At 33.8% G+C, this 17,632-nt stretch carries 16 protein-coding genes and 5 tRNA genes; 9 read left to right on the top strand and 12 right to left on the bottom strand.

Features of this window, described 5'->3' with window-relative positions; translation table 11 throughout:
* The first annotated feature begins 72 nt into the window (after positions 1 to 72).
* From WEEVI_RS03425 to WEEVI_RS03405, 5 genes are all read left to right on the top strand, one after another.
* Positions 73 to 1,722 (top strand): ArnT family glycosyltransferase, encoded by a 1,650-nt coding sequence (locus tag WEEVI_RS03425; RefSeq protein ID WP_013597780.1) that lies wholly within the window; start codon positions 73 to 75, stop codon positions 1,720 to 1,722.
* 73 nt (positions 1,723 to 1,795) lie between these two features.
* Positions 1,796 to 2,884 carry a peptide chain release factor 1 gene (gene prfA / locus WEEVI_RS03420; protein WP_013597779.1) on the top strand — a complete coding sequence of 363 codons (1,089 nt, stop codon included), beginning with the start codon at positions 1,796 to 1,798 and terminating at the stop codon, positions 2,882 to 2,884.
* Between the two features lie 127 nt (positions 2,885 to 3,011).
* Positions 3,012 to 4,292, top strand: a complete 1,281-nt coding sequence (locus WEEVI_RS03415; RefSeq protein ID WP_013597778.1) for a DUF2851 family protein — start codon at positions 3,012 to 3,014, stop codon at positions 4,290 to 4,292.
* Complete coding sequence (locus WEEVI_RS03410; protein WP_013597777.1) at positions 4,282 to 4,503, top strand: hypothetical protein; 222 nt, start codon at positions 4,282 to 4,284, stop codon at positions 4,501 to 4,503. Before WEEVI_RS03415 ends, WEEVI_RS03410 begins: the two co-directional genes overlap by 11 nt.
* 158 nt (positions 4,504 to 4,661) lie before the next feature.
* Positions 4,662 to 5,657, top strand: coding sequence for a ComEA family DNA-binding protein (locus tag WEEVI_RS03405; protein ID WP_013597776.1), 996 nt, complete (start codon positions 4,662 to 4,664; stop codon positions 5,655 to 5,657).
* A 30-nt stretch (positions 5,658 to 5,687) separates the two neighbouring features.
* Here the strand turns inward: WEEVI_RS03405 and WEEVI_RS03400 are convergent.
* The 8 genes from WEEVI_RS03400 to tamL form a co-directional block, all read right to left on the bottom strand.
* Positions 5,688 to 5,763 (bottom strand) — tRNA-Gly (locus WEEVI_RS03400).
* A 29-nt stretch (positions 5,764 to 5,792) separates the two neighbouring features.
* Positions 5,793 to 5,876 (bottom strand) — tRNA-Leu (locus WEEVI_RS03395).
* Between the two features lie 20 nt (positions 5,877 to 5,896).
* Positions 5,897 to 5,969, bottom strand: a tRNA-Gly gene (locus WEEVI_RS03390).
* Between the two features lie 538 nt (positions 5,970 to 6,507).
* Positions 6,508 to 6,591, bottom strand: a tRNA-Leu gene (locus tag WEEVI_RS03380).
* 20 nt (positions 6,592 to 6,611) lie between these two features.
* Positions 6,612 to 6,684: transfer RNA gene (locus WEEVI_RS03375), tRNA-Gly, on the bottom strand.
* Between the two features lie 88 nt (positions 6,685 to 6,772).
* A complete protein-coding gene (gene accD, locus WEEVI_RS03370; protein ID WP_013597775.1) occupies positions 6,773 to 7,621 on the bottom strand; it encodes an acetyl-CoA carboxylase, carboxyltransferase subunit beta in 849 nt (282 codons plus the stop codon).
* Positions 7,622 to 7,645: 24 nt separating this feature from the next.
* Entirely contained in the window at positions 7,646 to 8,713 is a 1,068-nt protein-coding gene (fbaA, locus tag WEEVI_RS03365) for a class II fructose-bisphosphate aldolase (protein ID WP_041942055.1), read from the bottom strand.
* Between the two features lie 41 nt (positions 8,714 to 8,754).
* Positions 8,755 to 11,382, bottom strand: a complete 2,628-nt coding sequence (tamL, locus tag WEEVI_RS03360) for a translocation and assembly module lipoprotein TamL (protein WP_013597773.1) — start codon at positions 11,380 to 11,382, stop codon at positions 8,755 to 8,757.
* Positions 11,383 to 11,406: 24 nt separating this feature from the next.
* Here tamL and WEEVI_RS03355 point away from each other — a divergent pair, with 24 nt between their 5' ends.
* Positions 11,407 to 12,120 carry a TrmH family RNA methyltransferase gene (locus tag WEEVI_RS03355; protein ID WP_232013431.1) on the top strand — a complete coding sequence of 238 codons (714 nt, stop codon included), beginning with the start codon at positions 11,407 to 11,409 and terminating at the stop codon, positions 12,118 to 12,120.
* Between the two features lie 18 nt (positions 12,121 to 12,138).
* Here the strand turns inward: WEEVI_RS03355 and WEEVI_RS03350 are convergent, their stop codons facing one another.
* Positions 12,139 to 14,322: a hypothetical protein gene (locus tag WEEVI_RS03350; RefSeq protein ID WP_126414763.1), complete on the bottom strand. Its 2,184-nt coding sequence runs from the start codon at positions 14,320 to 14,322 to the stop codon at positions 12,139 to 12,141.
* Positions 14,323 to 14,456: 134 nt separating this feature from the next.
* Here WEEVI_RS03350 and WEEVI_RS03345 point away from each other — a divergent pair, with 134 nt between their 5' ends.
* Both WEEVI_RS03345 and WEEVI_RS03340 read left to right on the top strand, forming a co-directional pair.
* The gene (locus WEEVI_RS03345) at positions 14,457 to 14,723 is read left to right on the top strand and encodes a transposase (RefSeq protein WP_041942030.1); all 267 of its coding nucleotides are present in this window, start codon (positions 14,457 to 14,459) and stop codon (positions 14,721 to 14,723) included.
* Positions 14,724 to 14,743: 20 nt separating this feature from the next.
* A complete protein-coding gene (locus WEEVI_RS03340) occupies positions 14,744 to 15,541 on the top strand; it encodes an IS3 family transposase (protein WP_081448697.1) in 798 nt (265 codons plus the stop codon).
* Here the strand turns inward: WEEVI_RS03340 and WEEVI_RS03335 are convergent.
* The 3 genes from WEEVI_RS03335 to WEEVI_RS11330 form a co-directional block, all read right to left on the bottom strand.
* Positions 15,519 to 15,965, bottom strand: a complete 447-nt coding sequence (locus WEEVI_RS03335) for a carboxypeptidase-like regulatory domain-containing protein (RefSeq protein ID WP_169308964.1) — start codon at positions 15,963 to 15,965, stop codon at positions 15,519 to 15,521. The genes WEEVI_RS03340 and WEEVI_RS03335 overlap by 23 nt on opposite strands.
* A 10-nt stretch (positions 15,966 to 15,975) precedes the next feature.
* Positions 15,976 to 16,710 carry a GLPGLI family protein gene (locus WEEVI_RS10890; RefSeq protein WP_013597771.1) on the bottom strand — a complete coding sequence of 245 codons (735 nt, stop codon included), beginning with the start codon at positions 16,708 to 16,710 and terminating at the stop codon, positions 15,976 to 15,978.
* A 159-nt stretch (positions 16,711 to 16,869) separates the two neighbouring features.
* Positions 16,870 to 17,043 carry a hypothetical protein gene (locus tag WEEVI_RS11330; RefSeq protein WP_013597770.1) on the bottom strand — a complete coding sequence of 58 codons (174 nt, stop codon included), beginning with the start codon at positions 17,041 to 17,043 and terminating at the stop codon, positions 16,870 to 16,872.
* A 192-nt stretch (positions 17,044 to 17,235) separates the two neighbouring features.
* Between WEEVI_RS11330 and WEEVI_RS03325 the strand changes: the two genes are divergently transcribed.
* Complete coding sequence (locus WEEVI_RS03325) at positions 17,236 to 17,589, top strand: helix-turn-helix domain-containing protein (RefSeq protein WP_126414765.1); 354 nt, start codon at positions 17,236 to 17,238, stop codon at positions 17,587 to 17,589.
* The last annotated feature ends 43 nt before the right edge of the window (positions 17,590 to 17,632 follow it).

The raw sequence follows: 17,632 nt of genomic DNA, 5'->3' as shown, positions 1-17,632 counted from the left end.
GAATAATATCATTCTTTTCTAGCTTCAAAACCATAAAAATACAGTTATTTTTGGATAGATGATTAGTTATTTATGAAAAAATACGCTTTTGTCCTTTGTTTTGTGTTGCTTCTTCTGCTCAATTTTCTTCAGGCAACCTTTACACCCTTAGTCGATGACGAAGCATATTACTGGGTATGGTCTAAACATCTCGCTTTTGGATATTATGATCATCCACCGATGATTGCATGGATGATTAGGTTAGGAAATTTTGTAACAACGCAAGAAATAGGATTAAGATTTATTTCAACAATTCTTTTTACCTTCAATTTTTTCCTTTTTTACGCAATCTTACAACCTAAATCAACCTTGCAACGTTGGAAAGTTTTATGTCTTTTTGCTTCCACACCGTTTTTACAACTCTTCGGATTCATCTCTACACCTGATACAGTCTTGTTGTTTTTTACTTTATTGTACCTCTATTATCTGAAGCAATTTTTAGATCAAAAAAAATCCTTGACTTTTTTAGGACTATCTTTTGCTATCGCTGGTTTGTTTTACAGTAAATATCACGGATTTTTAGTGGTTGCATTTACCTTGTTGCCACATTTTCTGTTCTTACTGAACAGTAAAAAATTCTATCTTACTATTTTCATCGCATTCCTACTCTATATTCCTCATATATTTTGGTTAATCGAACACGATTTTGTTCCTTTTCGGTATCATCTCGCCGAACGAAATCAGACCAAAATACATTTCGATGCTATTGCTTATCTGCTTATTGGGGGTTTGTTTTTGGGGACATTGGCGTATTCTCCTTTTCTTTGGAAAACTTTTTTCTCGATAAAAAATATAAAAAGAAGATATAGATTCGATCAGTCTATTTTGTATTTATCTTTAATGCCAATGGTGTTTTTTTTGGTGATGAGCCTAAAAAACAAACCGCAACTTCAATGGCTTTTGATAGGATTTGTTGCACAACTCATATGGTTGTATCAAACAGAAGATCTAGACAATAAATTATTTTTTCGGTTAGGATTTGCGAATCTTATTGTGCTAATTGTTGCAAGAATTTTATTACTTTCTCCTTCTTTATCTTGGTTGTATGACAATCGAGACGCGGCCTTGCGCATTGGAAACGAAGTAAAAGATTCTCTTGTTATATTCGAAAAATATCAAGAAGCATCCTTGTTCGCATTTTATGCAAATAGGTCTACATGGGTATATAGAACCTTGGATAACCGACGGTCGAGTTTCGATGATTGGCAACAATTGAACGATTTTGATGGGAAGGATTTTGTGTTTGTTTCTCGTTGGCAAAAAAGCAATCAATCGGTGATAGGATGGCGAGACAAACCCTACTTTATTACGAAAGTAGAAAATTTCAAACCCGAAGAAAACTATGCTTTTCATCTTATGAGCAGTGTCAATTATCCTGCAGAAAACATTGTTGTTATCGAGTTGTCATCTGTATCACCTGCTATTTTTTCCAGTAAAAACTTTCAAGATTTACCTTTACTTTACTTGGTGTTTATTGGCGATCCGCATCATTCTGTGGTATATTTAGAAGATATTCGAGAGGTGTTGTGGGAAGGGAAAATCAAGCATCAAAAAACGATTCAGGTTTCTGTAAGGTCGAATTTGTTAGGAAAGAGCAAGAAAGTTTATGTCGGGCTACAGCCAAGAGGTTTGCCTATGTATTCTGTTTCTAATAAAATTTCTATAGAATCAGATAAATTCTAAAATCGGTGGAAAGTTAAAGCCAAATTTCCAGAAATGCTTGTGAAGCCGTATCTTTACCACCCAAAGAAAAAAAATGGCAGATACAGGACTATTAGATAAATTACGTGCTATAAAACAGCGGTTTGATGAAGTAGCAGATTTAATCATTCAACCCGACATTATCACCGATCAAGCACGCTACGCTAAACTAAACAAAGAATATTCGGATCTACGTGATTATGTAGAAAAACAAGAAGAATACGAAGGTTTGCTCAATGTGCTTGAGGAGGCAAATGCAATTATTGCCGATGGATCGGATGAAGAAATGGTTGAGTTGGCAAAGCTAGAAAAAGACGAAGCATTGCACAAAATTCCAAAGCTGGAAGAAGAAATAAAATTTATGCTAATCCCGAAAGATCCCGAAGATGACAAAAACGTAATAGTTGAGTTGCGTGCCGGAACCGGAGGAGATGAAGCGGCAATTTTCGTAGAAGATATTTACCGAATGTACGCAATGTACTTCAAACAAAAGGGTTGGCAACATGAGGTTCTCAATACCTCTGAAGCATCTGGGAAAGGTTTCAAAGAAATGGTCATTTCGGTAGAAGGAAATGCTGTTTATGGTACGATGAAATACGAGTCGGGTGTGCATCGTGTACAACGAGTACCAGAAACCGAATCGCAAGGTCGTGTACATACTTCGGCCATTACAGTGGCGGTTTTGCCTGAGGCAGAGGAAGTCGACGTAGAAATTAACCCAGCTGATTTAGAATATCAAACGGCGCGTTCGTCTGGTGCAGGTGGGCAGAATGTGAACAAAGTAGAAACAAAAGTACAATTGACTCATAAGCCTTCTGGGATCGTAATTGTTTGTCAAGAAGCACGCTCACAACATAAAAATCGTGAAAAAGCTTTACAGTTATTACGAACCAAATTGTACGAAATAGAATTCGAAAAGAAACATGCAGAACGATCAGAACAGAGAAAATCTTTGGTTTCTACTGGTGACCGTTCGGCAAAAATCAGAACCTATAATTATCCGCAAGGTCGTGTAACCGATCATCGTATTAATAAATCGATTTATAATTTAGACAATTTCATGAATGGCGACATCCAAGAAATGATCGATGCGTTGAAGGTTGCAGAAAATGCAGAAAAATTAAAAGGAGACGACGATATTTAGAACTCGAAGAAGTATATAATACACGCTTAATGCTTTGGAAGAAAATCGGTTTGAGAAATCAAATCGATTTTTTTTTGATAAAAAATTTTTGTAGCTTTTAGACAAGCTAAGTAAAAAATCGAGTCACATGAGGGAGGATTTTCTACATCATATTTGGCGATTCAAGCTATTTCGGTTCAAGAATGCAAAAACTCTATCAGGCAAAACGATCGATATAGAAAAGGTTGGCGTTTCTAATCCGAATGCTGGCCCAGATTTTCTAGAAGCTCATCTGAAGATTGATCAATTGAATTGGTATGGATCGGTCGAAATTCACACAAAATCATCCGATTGGTTGCATCATAATCACAACATAAACCCAAATTATCATACGATAATTTTGCATGTGGTTTATGAGCAAGATGTAACTATTCCATTGCTAGAAGATTTGGGTATTGAAACCTTAGAGCTAAAAAACCTCATCGACCCAAAAACAATCGAAGTTTATCATCAATTGACTACAGAAAGATACAATATTCCATGCTATTTGTTGATTGATCGAGTAGAGGAGGAGAAGCTATCTTTATGGAAAAATCAACTTTTGTTGGATAGAATGATGATGAAATCCACAAAAATATTATCTGAATTAGAGAAAGTACAAAACAATTGGGAAGCTGTTCTTTTTCGTCAATTATCCTATACTTTTGGGCTGAAAGTGAATGCAGAAATATTTTCGCAATGGAGTGTTTCTTTTCCTTTTTCGGTTTTGCAAAAAGTACAATTTAATAGAGAAGTACTAACAGCTTTGTTTTTCGGTCAGGCAGGGATGTTAGAAGACGCGTATCAGGATGAGTATCATAGAAGCTTATCAGAAAAATATCAATTCCTTCGAGTAAAGTACGACCTTGATCCGATACCTGACCATTTGTTTCGTTACTTTCGTATGCGTCCGATAAGTTTCCCGACCATTCGGATTGCTCAGTTAGCCGCTTTGTACGGAATGTATAAAAACTTATTTTCGGTTTTGATGAGTGCATCATCAAAAGAAGAAATAATAGCAGTTTTTCAATCAATCGAAGTAGATTTATATTGGGAAAAACGTTATCGTTTTGGAGAAGAAAGCGTAAAAGTGAGTAAGAAAATAAGTGTATCTAAGATAGAAAATATTATACTAAATACTATATTGCCTTTGCGTTTTGCGTATGCTGTTTATCGTGATGAAGAAGTAGACGAGCGCTGGCTTACGATGTATGAAGAGTTAAAACCAGAGAAAAATAATATAACAAATTGTTATGAAAAAGCAGGTCTGAAAAATAAAAATGCTTACGATTCTCAGGCTTATATACAAGCGTACGAACATTTTTGTTTACCAAAAAAATGTTTAAATTGCAGCATCGGATACGAAGTGCTAAAACCCTATGCTAGATAAGTTGAGAAACATCACCGAGATTTCATGGTTCAATGTAATCGAGAGGATTGCAGATAAAATAGGTGTACGAGTTGCCAAATTACGTCTTTTGTACATTTATTTAGCTTTCGCGACCTTGGGTATTGCCTTTATAATCTATTTCGTTATGGCCTTTGCTTTGTGGGTAAAAGACTGCTTTGTTGTCAGAAGAAAATCGGTATTCGATTTATAAAATACTCAACATTAGTCAATTAATAGTTGTTTTATATTCTTTTATTGTTTATCTTTACATCTCAACTACTTGTTATAGAAGGTTAACAAACACTGACATTTGTTTGTATAGTTTAGATTTGTACGCTGGTTTTTGTAATAACAAAAAACTAACGATTCATGAAATCTTCTTTATTACCTTTTCTATTATTGACCAAAACACAGAAAACAGGTCTTATAGTTTTTTGTATTATTCTATTGATAGGTGAGGGTATAATGGTATTTGGGAGTTCGAAAGAAAATTTGGTTTTCGAGGAAATTCAGCAAAGCGAACTAAAGCAAATCTTACTTTCTGCAGAAGCAAAAGCAACCTTATCTTCATCCCCTTACAAGAATCGCTTTTCGAAATCGAAAATTGATACTGTTATAACTGCATTCGACCCGAATGATCTTACCCAAACCGATTGGCATAAATATGGTTTTACACCAAAACAAGCAGAAGTAATCATGAAATACAAAGCAATGTTAGGTGGGAAATTTGAGTCGAAAGAACAAATAAGAAAATGCTATGTAATCAATGACGAAGCCTATGCGATGCTATCACCGTATATTTTATTACCCGAAAAATCTAAAAGTGATCTGCGATTAGGCAAGCAACAAACAAGGAGAAATATTGTTTATTCCCGCTTCAATCCGAATGATTATTCGGAAAATGATTGGATGAAAATCGGTTTTAGCAAAAAGCAAGCAGAAACAATTCTTAAGTACAAAAGAATTGTCGGTAATGAGTTTACATCCTTAGAGCAATTATCAAAATGCTATGTGATTTCTGACGAGAAGTTCCAAGAAATGAAACCTTATATCGATTTACCAGAGAAGTCACCTGTTTATCGAACAAGTAAAACGTTAAACAATACGTCAGTTAAAGAATCTTCCGCTGCAACAATTACTAACGAACAAAAACAGACTATTGAGTTAGAGAAATTTGATCCCAATAAACTCGATAAAGAAGGTTGGATGAAAATAGGTTTCACAGAAAGACAGGCCAATACGATTATTAAATATCGCTATTCACTTGGTGGACGATTTCCCGATGCCGCAACGTTACAGAAATGTTATGTAATTTCAGATGCTAAATTCAAAGAAATGGAACCCTACTTAGAGTTTAGCGAATAAAAAAAACAGCACTATAATTGTGCTGTTTTTTGGAGCGGGAAACGAGACTCGAACTCGCAACATTCAGCTTGGAAGGCTGACGCTCTACCAATTGAGCTATTCCCGCAATTAACTGCGTTTATAAGTAAATTTTTGTACCTCAGGCGGGACTTGAACCCGCACGTCCTAATGGACACAGGATTTTAAGTCCTGCGTGTCTACCAATTCCACCACCAAGGCTCCCACTTCTTTTGAAGTAGAGCGGGAAACGAGACTCGAACTCGCAACATTCAGCTTGGAAGGCTGACGCTCTACCAATTGAGCTATTCCCGCTTATTGTGGGTGCAAATATATTGCAAGTTTTTTCGTTTTACCAAATTAATTATAAAAAAAAATAAAAATATTTTTTTTCTCGTTGGTTGAGAATGATTTAGGAGATGATAAATTTTTTATAATCACCTATAATTATTTATTATAATCATCAATACTCTTTCTTAGTTAGAAGATAATTGCAATATTTTTATTCTATTGTTACACCTCTACAAAATTCAGATGAGAAAGACTACCTGGTTGGGTTTTTGAATAAAAAAAGAATTAATCATTGAAAAGATTTATGCAAGTAATCTTACTACAACTCGAATTGTATTGTTACAGGTCGTAAACGAGAAGTTTTTTTAGTAGGTTTGCTCAAAATACACGGATGGTATAAATTTCATATGCTTCTGATTGTTCTTCTTTAAAGTAGTAGAAAAATAATTTAATGACGAAAAACATTCTTTGTTGGTCTACCAAAAATGCATGTTTCAGTTGCGAAGAAAATGCACATAAAAAAACGCTCGAATAACACAAGTAGTTATTTGAGCGTTTTTTGTACCTCAGGCGGGACTTGAACCCGCACGTCCTAATGGACACAGGATTTTAAGTCCTGCGTGTCTACCAATTCCACCACCAAGGCAGCCACTTCATATGAAGTAGAGCGAGAAACGGGACTCGAACCCGCGGCCCCGACCTTGGCAAGGTCGTGCTCTACCAACTGAGCTATTCTCGCGAATGGAGTGCAAATATAATAAATCATTTTTTAATAATCCAAATTATATCGTTAAAATAATTAAAAATATTTGCATTCTTTCCATTAATTATTTGATAGGCATCAACATATCAGTAACTTCTTTTAACTTATCTTTTAGTTTAGTTCGGTGAACAATCATATCTACAAACCCTTTTTCTAATAAAAATTCAGAAGTTTGGAATCCTTTAGGTAAGTCTCGTCCGATGGTTTCTTTGATTACACGTGGACCAGCAAACCCTATCAATGCTCCTGGTTCAGCCATAATAATATCTCCTATAGAGCCAAAAGAAGCGGTAATCCCACCAAAAGAAGGATTCGTCAATAAAGTTATATAAGGGATATTGTGTTCTGCTAATTGTATTAGTTTAGCTTCTACTTTTGCTAATTGCATCAGCGATATGGCAGCTTCCATCATACGAGCTCCTCCAGATTGGGTAATGATCAATAATGGAGTTTTGTGTTTGATGCAATAATCCACAGCACGGGCAATTTTCTCCCCCATTACTGATCCTAATGATCCCCCGATGAATTTAAAATCCATACAACAAACTGTAATGTCTCTACCGTGTACTTTTCCTACGCCTGTACGTATAGAGTCATTGAGTCCAGTTTTTGTTTTTAGTTCTTCTAAACGTTCTTTGTAGGGTTTGGTATCAACCCAATTCAGAGGGTCTTCACTGCTTAGATTGGCATCGAGTTCTTTGAATTTCCCATCGTCGAAAAGGATATCGAAATATTCTTTGCTACCAATACGAACATGATGATCATCTTCTGGACTTACGTAGTTGTTTGCTTTGAGTTCTTCTGTTTCAATTATTTTTCCCGAAGGAGTTTTGTACCATAGACCTTTTGGTACATCTTTTTTCGCTTCGGTTGGGGTAGTGATATTTTTTTTTCGTCTAATAAACCAAGGCATAATGCTATTTTAGTTTTGTTAGGGTTATCCTAAACGATTAATATTGTTTAAATCTTCAAAAGCTTGTTTCAGTCTTTCTTTGAAACTTACTTCTCCTTTACGTAACCATACACGTGGATCGTAGAATTTTTTATTCGGTTTGTCTTCTCCTTCTGGGTTTCCGATTTGTGACTGTAGGTAAGCGCTATTTTCATCAAAATACTTTCTCACTCCTTCCATGAAAGCAAATTGCAAATCGGTGTCAATATTCATTTTTATTACACCATAATCTATTGCTTCTCTAATTTCTTCTAAAGAAGAACCTGAACCACCGTGGAAAACAAAATTAATGGCGTCTTTTACACCAAATTTTTGTTCGATGAATTGTTGTGAGTTGTACAAAATTTTTGGTGTAAGAACTACATTCCCAGGCTTGTAAACTCCATGAACATTACCGAATGCTGCTGCAACCCAAAAATTATCGCTAACTTCTTTTAGGGATTCATAAACGAAGGCTACTTCTTCTGGTTGTGTATAGAGTAAAGAGTTATCAACATTTGTGTTGTCTACACCATCTTCTTCACCACCTGTAATTCCTAATTCTATCTCGAGTGTCATCCCGATTTTCGACATACGTTCTAGATATCTTTTAGAGATCTCCATGTTTTCTTTCAAAGGTTCTTCTGAAAGATCGAGCATATGCGAACTGAATAAAGTTTTACCAAATTGGTTATAATATTGCTCGTTGGCTTCTAATAAACCATCAATCCAAGGTAAAAGATTTTTTGCACAATGGTCTGTATGCAAAATAACGGTTGCTCCGTAAGCTTCTGCCAATTGATGGATGTGTTTTGCACCTGCAATAGAGCCCAAAACTGCTGCACGTTGCTGGTCATTGCTTAGACCTTTACCTGCGTTGAAAGCGGCTCCACCATTAGAAAACTGAATAATAATTGGCGAATTTACTTCAACGGCAGTTTCCATTGCTGCATTAATTGAGTCGGATCCGATCACATTGCATGCTGGTAGAGCATATTTATTTGTTTTAGCATCTTGTATGATTTCTTGTACTAATTGGCCAGTGGCAACACCAGCAGGAAATTTTCTACTCATCGTATTAAAAATTTGGTTAAACAAAGATAGGTAAACTATTTTTAGAATGGATAATTTATCCCAAAATGTAAACGGGGTTTGTTGTCTTTAAAATCAACAAAACGCCAACGTTCTCCTTTTGGATAGGATGGATCATGAAGTTTGAATGCTGCATCTAATCGTATTATAGCAAACGTCCCGATATGATAACGTAAGCCAACACCCGTACCAATACCAAACTGATTGATGAATTTGTCGAAATGAAACATGGTCTGAGGACGATCTTTGCTCGTTCCCCAAATATTCCCAGCATCGATAAAATAAGCACCTTCTACGTTACCGAAAAAACGTTTTCGTACTTCAGCATTCAATAAAATTTTCATACTTTCAAAAGATAAACTTTGGTTTTTAGAATTTGGTACGCGAGGCTGATCAGATGGACCTAAAGTAAGTGGTGCCCAACCGCGAACATCGTTCGAGCCACCAGCCGAGTAGCTTCGGATAAAAGGGATGAAATTAGAATTCCCGTAAGGTTGAGCAAAACCAAACATTGCGCGCGTTGCAATCGTAAGGGTTTTATCGAAATTCCATTTTTTTCGAGCATCTACATCTACTTTGACAAATTGCGAATAAGGTATAGAAAATATTGTTCCTACTTCTTCACCAAGTTCGTCGGTATCTTTTATAAAACCAAAACTTTTATCTAATAATCCTAGCAAATTACCAGCAAGCTCTATGCGAGCATTGATAAACCAAGGGTTTCTATTGGATATTCTAGGTACATTTTCTTCGTTGTACGTAAACTGATAGATGAAAGAATTGATCAAAGCGTCTTGAGAAATACTCGCTTTTCGGTATAGCATGTTTTGGAATAATACAAAATTTTCTGCCATTTGAGTATCCATCCATGTTCGGAAGCCTTGGTCGGCATCGATCACAGCACTTAATTGATCGCGGGTAATCAAATCATTTTCATAATCGGTTTGCAAAGTAGGATCATACAAAAAATAATCATTTGCTGTTTGATCAAAAATTTCTCGATCGCGAGAATAAATGTCGTAATATCGCTCTTTTCTATTGTTGCGTACATACTCTATATTGAAAAGAGAGACTTTGTGTTGAAATTCTCGGTAAGAGATATCGAAATCCAATCCAAAAGTATAATTATTTCTATCCAACCCAACATTTCGTTGTGTACTAGAACCAATTCGGATAACAGATTCTGATGAGAATCTCTTTGGTAAAAATTTTTCTACATTGAATGGTAAAAAGAGATAAGGGAAACGAATTTTTGATTCTAGTGATAGTTCATAAGCATTGAAAAATCCTTCTTTTTTGGCGGCAAAATCGTTGTTTACATTCCCTAAAGTTCCTTTGAATGTGGTTTCTAGATTTTCGCCTCCCCGAAATAGATTTCTCGCTGTGAGCGTAACCCCTGGTGAAATTGCAAAGTTGAGGTAACGCGCCCAATATCCCTCGAAAAACAAATTCATATCATACGTTTTTTTGGGGCTATAGGTGATGTAATAATTGAGTGTTGTGTCGACTTTTTCGGGGATAAAGCCACGGAAAGTCATGTTTTCTTTCTTGAGAATGTTGCGTTTACTTTGCGTTTCGCTTCGTAGTCGATACAGAGCATCTTGCTCCATTACCATTCCGTCTGTGAAATATTTTGCTCTATAGCGGGGTTTTTCTCGATAATACAATTCATATCCTTTGTAATTTCTTTGGTATGGAAAATCGTCTGGGTTGAACTGGTCTGGAGTTACAGCAGTTTCCGAATCAGGGAATATTCTTATTTTGTTGAACGTGTATTGGTTGTATTGTTTTTGTTGTAAAGTGTCGTGAACCAAAAGTGTAGAATCGACAATATATCGGTCGATAAACATAGTTACGTCTAATCTTTTGTTGCTTTTTGTGGTGTCGGCTTCGAAATAAATATCTTCTCCCGAGGCATTGAAATCATAAAATCCTCTATTTTTTAGGTAATCTACGATTCGGTTTCTTTCTTTTTCGAAATTCTCATAATTGTACTGATCACCTGCAAACAGCAAAGAATTCTCTGCCGATTGATTGACATATCGATTGATCAAGGTGTCTTGAATGTTGTATGAATAGGTTTCGATATAAGAAGGAGAGTTGAGTTTTATTTTGTATACGATTTCTGCTTTTTTATTGGTAGAATCTGTTTTGGCAATTGCGGTGACATCTGAATCAAAGAATCCTTTGTCTTTAAGATGAACCTCTAAATTCCGTTCAGAAAAACCCATTTGAGCAGTGTCTAAAATAACAGGAGGTTGACCTTTAGTGAAAAATAATCGATCGAGCCATTTACTTTTACCTACGTATTCGTCTAGATGGTGTGAGCGAAATAAGCTGTCGAGTGTTTCTCTATTTTGTCTAGATTCTGGGTAACTGTAGTAAATTTCAAATACGGTATCTAGTTTTGGGTCGGACATGTTGTAGACGGCTAACGGAATCGAGAAACCGAGTACCTTAGCGTTTGGTTTTTGCTTTACATAATTATTTAGCTCGCCACTAAGATTTTTTTTCTGTTCTTTGTCAATAAATTCGAATGTATTCTTAGTTAATAAATATTCACCTTCGGGCACTTTTTTTGTAGCATTACATGACCAAAAAAAGATTATTGCACTAAATAATAATGATATATTTGTAATGTTTTTTTGCATAAAATGATGTTAACTAAAAACGCAATGAAGATAATAACTTCATTAGGATCTAAAAAATATAGACAAAAATATAATTTGTTTGTCGTAGAAGGTGTTAAAAATGTAAAAGAAGTACTGAAAAGTAACATTACGGTAAAAGAACTGTACACAACGAACCAAAATTTTGATGCGAAAGGTAATCTTCCGGTACATTATTTATCACCCAATGAACTGAAAAAAATTAGTTTTCTTTCTACACCAAACGAATGCTTAGCGGTTTGCGAGATTCCGCCACAACGCTCTATAGCTCCGGTAAAAGGACTTACTTTGGTTTTGGATACGATAAACGATCCAGGGAATTTAGGCACAATTATTCGGTTGGCAGATTGGTTTGGCATTACACAAATTATTTGTTCTAAAGAATCCGTTGATGTTTACAACCCGAAAGTTATCATGTCTACGATGGGATCTTTTGCGAGGGTAGCGGTACATTATACCGATATTTTAGAAGTGATAGAAAATTATAAGTATCCTATTTTAGGTGCGTTTATGGAAGGTGAGTCGATTTTTCAATTTCCGTTTCCAGAAAATGCAATGTTGGTAATGGGGAGTGAAGCGCATGGAATTAGTAAGGCGGTTGAGGATAAAATCACTAATAAAATAAGTATTCCGGCCATTGGGAAACAAACCGAAAGTCTTAATGTAGCCATGGCTACAAGCATCATTGTTGGCGAAGTTTTTTCACAGAAAATGAGGTAAGCAATTAATGTAAGATTATTAAAAACTGAATTGGATACCTGACATAATATATCTTTTATTAAGATTATGACTGGTGTAATATTTATAATAATCTGTTGTAGATATGCTGTTGAATAAATTCTGATTTAATAGATTTTTTCCTTTAATATAAAGTTTTAGTCTATCGTCAAATATTTTGTATTCTATAAAAAAATCTAAAAAATTAAAGTTTGTATTTGATTTGATGTTTGGGCGATAATATTCCCATTTAATATGAGCAAATAATTTATCTGAAGGTTTTATCAATAACTTAAAATTATTATTAATATACTGATATTCATTAAATTGACTCATCCCTTTTGTTGTATGTATATTGTAATTGTATTGTAGAGAATTTTCTATATTTAATGGAAAATTGAACAACGATTTATAATACAATGCAATATTTATATTTTGAGTTATATTATTTCTTATATCCGATAGATTTACAATGTTTTTATAATTAATCCAAGAATAATTGGTAGAAAAACGAACATTTGAACGTATCGGATAATAATATTTTTGGATTCTTGTACCTATATTCAAATGATTGTTGCTTTCATCTAATAAAAACGTACTTATTCTAGTAATATTTTCCTTTATATCTATGCTATTGAAAAAGTTATTCTTTTTTGATAAATAATCTAAATTGGCACTAATGTTTAATTGGTTGAACATATTCAACATAGAATAACTAAACGTGATTCCTTTAGTTTTTTCAAATTCTATAGATAGGATATTATTCTGAATCGTTCTGTGATTTGTAATAAGATACGAGGTGTATATATTTTGTTCGGACAATGGCACTTCATCGTAGAAAATTTGTGCATTAATCGTATTTTCTGGATTAATTTTGTAAGTGATTGTAAGCTTAGGATTATATACCAAATGATGTTTTTGATTTATTTGAGAATTCAGCCAATAATTTTTGAGGTTTAATTGATTTTCAATAACCCAATCATCCCAAACAAAACTATATTTAGCTCTAAGATTTTGATTTAGTATTTGGTAATTTATTTGATTTTCAAATTCTTGATCTTCCAATAAAATTTCATCCTCTAAAATAGTAGAATTCAAAGAATTCTTCCAATAGTTTAGACTGTTACTCAACTCATATTTACCCAATTTATTACGACCAAACAGATTTACTCCAACAGTACTAAATTGTTTTGTAAACTTTGAGTTTTGTGAAGTCGCCACCGTTGTTTCTGTATTTTGTAAAAGATTCATACCAGGAATAATCTCGTAGTCTTGTGGTAATTGATTCAAAGAGAATAGTCCAAATAATTGTAGGCTTTGTCGATTATTTAATTTCTCTGTAAAAATCGTATGGTTTTTAAAATATTGATTTCTGGAAGTAAGATGTGTATAAAAATTTTCACGATAATTAGAAATAAAATCACTGCTCGAACTTATTTTTTCATACTTGTAAACCGTTTCATTTTCTATCATAAAACGTGTTTTTTTCAAAGTAAATTTTGCATTTAGCTCGTTTACAAGCGTCTTTTTTTGTGTATTGTTTTCTTCGGTAATTGATAATTGCTCTTGATTCTCAAAAGAATAATCAGATTCAGTTTGGGTAGAGAATCGAATACGATCTTGTAAATGCGTATAATTGATTCTAAAGTTAGAGTTTTTAGATAATTTGAATATGGTATTGGTATTACCGTAATATAGTTTGTTTATATTTGCTCTTTCATCGCCTACGGAACTATTAAACAAAGGATCTTGAACTAATCTTGGGGCTAATTCATCTTTTATTTTATGAAATGACACCTCTTGATTGGAGCCAAAATAGTCGAAAGGAGAAGTGTTGACTCCAGTATTATTTTGTGTTAATAAAGAAAAACTTTTTATGGAATTGGAAATTACCAAGGCATTTACCGTATTTTCTGTTCTATCCTCAATACCATATCCTAACATAGCATCACCTGATATATCGGACATTCCTTTTTTTATTTTTAGATTTAATGCAACTTTATCAGAATGTTTTACTGTTTTCAGTAAAGGGTTTTCTTCAAAATGCTCCAAAGCTTGTACTTGCTCTATTATATTGGCAGATATATTGCGTGAACCATTTGTATATTGATTAGAAAACAAATCATCACCATCTAAAAGTAATTTTTCGATTTCTTTGTTTTTATACTTTATTGTTCCATTGTCTTCGACAGTAATCCCAGGCATTTTTTTTAAGACATCTTCAATAGAGCGATCATCGTCGGACTTAAATTTATTTACATTATAGAATTGTAAGTCCCCCAAAAACTCCAACAGTTTAAAATATTATAAAAATTTATAAATTTAAACTGTTATTAGAGATGAAAAAGTCAAGATTTACAGAAACACAAATCAGTCAAGTACTCAAGGAGCATGAAGCTGGAAAAAAGGCATCCGATATATGCCGAGAATTATCCATCAGTCCAAATACCTTTTATTTGTGGAAGCGCAAATATGGTGGCATGGATCAAGAAATGTTGCGTCAATTCAAGGAATTGGAGCGAGAAAATGCCCGCTTGAAGAAGATGTATGCCGATTTGAGTTTGGATCATAGTATTTTAAAAGAGGTCATCGAAAAAAAGCTTTAGGGCTCTGTCAGAAAAGAGAATTGGCAGAAGAATTAAAAGATGACAAACAAATCAGTACTGCCAGAGCCTGTCGCATCATCGGATTGGAACGTTCGGGATATTATTATCAAAGCATCAAGGACGATACAGAAGTAGAGCGTCGATTGCTTTATTATGCCGAAAAACTTCCGTCAAGAGGTTGTCCGGAATACACTAAACGCATCAGAAAGGAAGGTTATGGGTGGAACCATAAACGCATTGAGAGGATTTACCGTAAATTAGGACTGAACAAACGCAGAAGAAAAATCAAACGTCGCATCCCCAATCCGGACAAAGAATACTTATTGCAGCCGATTGCATCCAATATTACCTGGAGCATGGATTTTATGAGTGATGTGTTGGAGAACGGCAGAAAGATTCGGATACTGAACGTGATAGACGATTACAACCGGGAGGCATTAATGTGCGAAATAGACTATAGTTTTCCTTCAGAGAAAGTAGTTAAACTCGTGCAAAGGCTCATTGAGTGGTATGGAAAACCAACCAACATCCGTACGGACAACGGCACGGAGTTCATCGCAAAAGCTTTTGAGGGCTTTTGCTCCAACTCCTCGATCCGGCATATCCGAATCCAGAAAGGAAAACCCATGCAGAACGGATTTTGTGAAAGGTTCAACAAAACCTTTCGGGAAGATGTACTGGATGCTTACCTATTTGAAAATATCGAACAGGCAAGAACTCTCGCTCAAGATTGGATGGAGGATTACAATCATAATCACCCACATTCAAGTTTAGGAGATTGTTCACCGATAGAATTTAAATTGAAAAGAAGTGCATAATTTGCTTAGTTTTGAACTGTTGGAAAAACGGGGAACTTACAAATGTAGTATCGTTTTTGGTATAAACTGCTTTTTGTCCTTTTACCAAAACCTCTTTTAATTCGAAATCAGATTTGTACAAAACAATGTTTAATTTATTTTCTATATCTAATGCTTCTTTAGATAGTTTAATAAATTCTGTAACATAGCCTGTTTTTTTGAATTCGATATGAATACTATCAAAATCTATTAAAGAGTTTAGAGCATATGTGCCATTTTTTTGTGTAGTTGTGAAATTATTAACTAATGAAGTTTTAGGATTTTTTAATAAGACAGATACATTCGGTAGGTCAAATCCTGTTTCATCTCTCACATGACCTATAAAAGATTGAGCATTGCAAAAAGAGGACAACAAAAAAATATATAATAGAATTATTTTATTCACACAGTACAATTTAGTCAACTAAACATTCTATATGGCATTTTGGAGAACTCTGTGTAACTGTACCTCCATCACTTGTGATTTCAGTTTTATTATTTTCTTTGTATTTTTGGTTGAATAAACGCTTATATTCTAAGAAATCAATATATTTTTGTTTCTTTGGATAAGGATTGTTAATTATGATAGATTCATTTTTTAATTGAATCTCATTGGCTGTAATCGATAAATAATTGTCTTTGGATTTTATTTCTAAAATTACTCCTGGTAAACCATCAAATTTCCATGGTCCACCTCTATTGAATTCTAATTCTGTAGTAAAATAAGCTTCATATATTCTGCCGTAGTGCTGCATCACAGCCTTTTGACATTCATATCCTAAGATTTTTTTCGTTTCAGATGTTAATTCCCATTTAAATATATTAAGAGGATCCTTGGTAGGATAATGACGAAAAATCACAACATTATCATAATAAATAGAATCTGTATTGTAATCTTTATAATAAAATACTTCTCCCTTTTTAGGTTTTACCACAAAAACGCTTTCATCATCAATCATAGATGAATTTGAATTAGCAAAATCAATTTTATAAATAGATTTTGATTCATCCAATATAAGTTCTGAGTTTGCCTGAAAAGACATAGAAACATCAGCTATATTAGTATTATAATTGTAAGAAACTTTGAGGTATTGTCCAAAAATACAATTAGATAGGATTACATTAATAAAAACAAAAAAAAATAATTTCATAACAGGATAAAATTTTATAATCAATAAGCCTTCAAAATGAATGAAGGCTTATTTTTTTAAATTTCACTTCTTATTCTTGACCACGGATAAATGCCTCTGCTAAAGCTTGTACAAAAATACAATTCATCGTTGTAGACATATCGCATGAAGTATAATGCGTTACGTACTGCCCATTATAACGGTCGCTGTACAGCAAGCAAGACTTTCATCATAAATCAATTCTACTTGATATCCATTACCCAAATCTTCAGTGGAAATGGTTTTGTTACTGTTGTTTGCAAAAGCAAATGTTCCCATAAGTGCAAAGACACTTGTTAAAATAATTCTCTTCATGTGTTTAAGATTTTAAAAATAATAAAATAGTTCTAATAAATATACTTGAATGGTTTATTTTTTCCTAAACCTAAAGATAAAACACTTGCAGCCTTATTCATTCTAAGCATATTTTACCTATTTTATAAATATCCTTATCCGCAATGTGCATATTATATTCTTAATATTATCTTACATTTGAAAAAAATCATTATGAAAGTTAAACATCATAAAATATGTGAAGTGAGATTAAACAAAGGATATTCTCAAGAGTTTATGGCAGAAGTTATGGATATTTCTCAATCGCAATATAGCCGTTTAGAAAATGGAGAGACGACTTTTGATGTTGAAAAATTAGGAAAAGTAATTGAGATTCTTCAAGTAAATCCAATGGATATTATCGATTTTGAAGAATCAAAAACAACCATCGTTAATTCGCCTAATGTGAATAACAATCATTGGGTTGTGAATTCTAAAATTAATGAAAATCAAGAAGAATTAATTAATCAATTGAAAGAAGTATTTCAAATATTTATTCAATTAATCAAAAAAGAATTAAAAAACTAAGAGCCTAAATGTTGCTATGGCGACGAGCATTGTTGTGGGCGAA

It is taken from the genome of Weeksella virosa DSM 16922 (genome assembly GCF_000189415.1).
Taxonomy (GTDB): Bacteria; Bacteroidota; Bacteroidia; order Flavobacteriales; family Weeksellaceae; genus Weeksella; species Weeksella virosa.
This window is presented reverse-complemented; position numbering and strand designations above follow the sequence as displayed.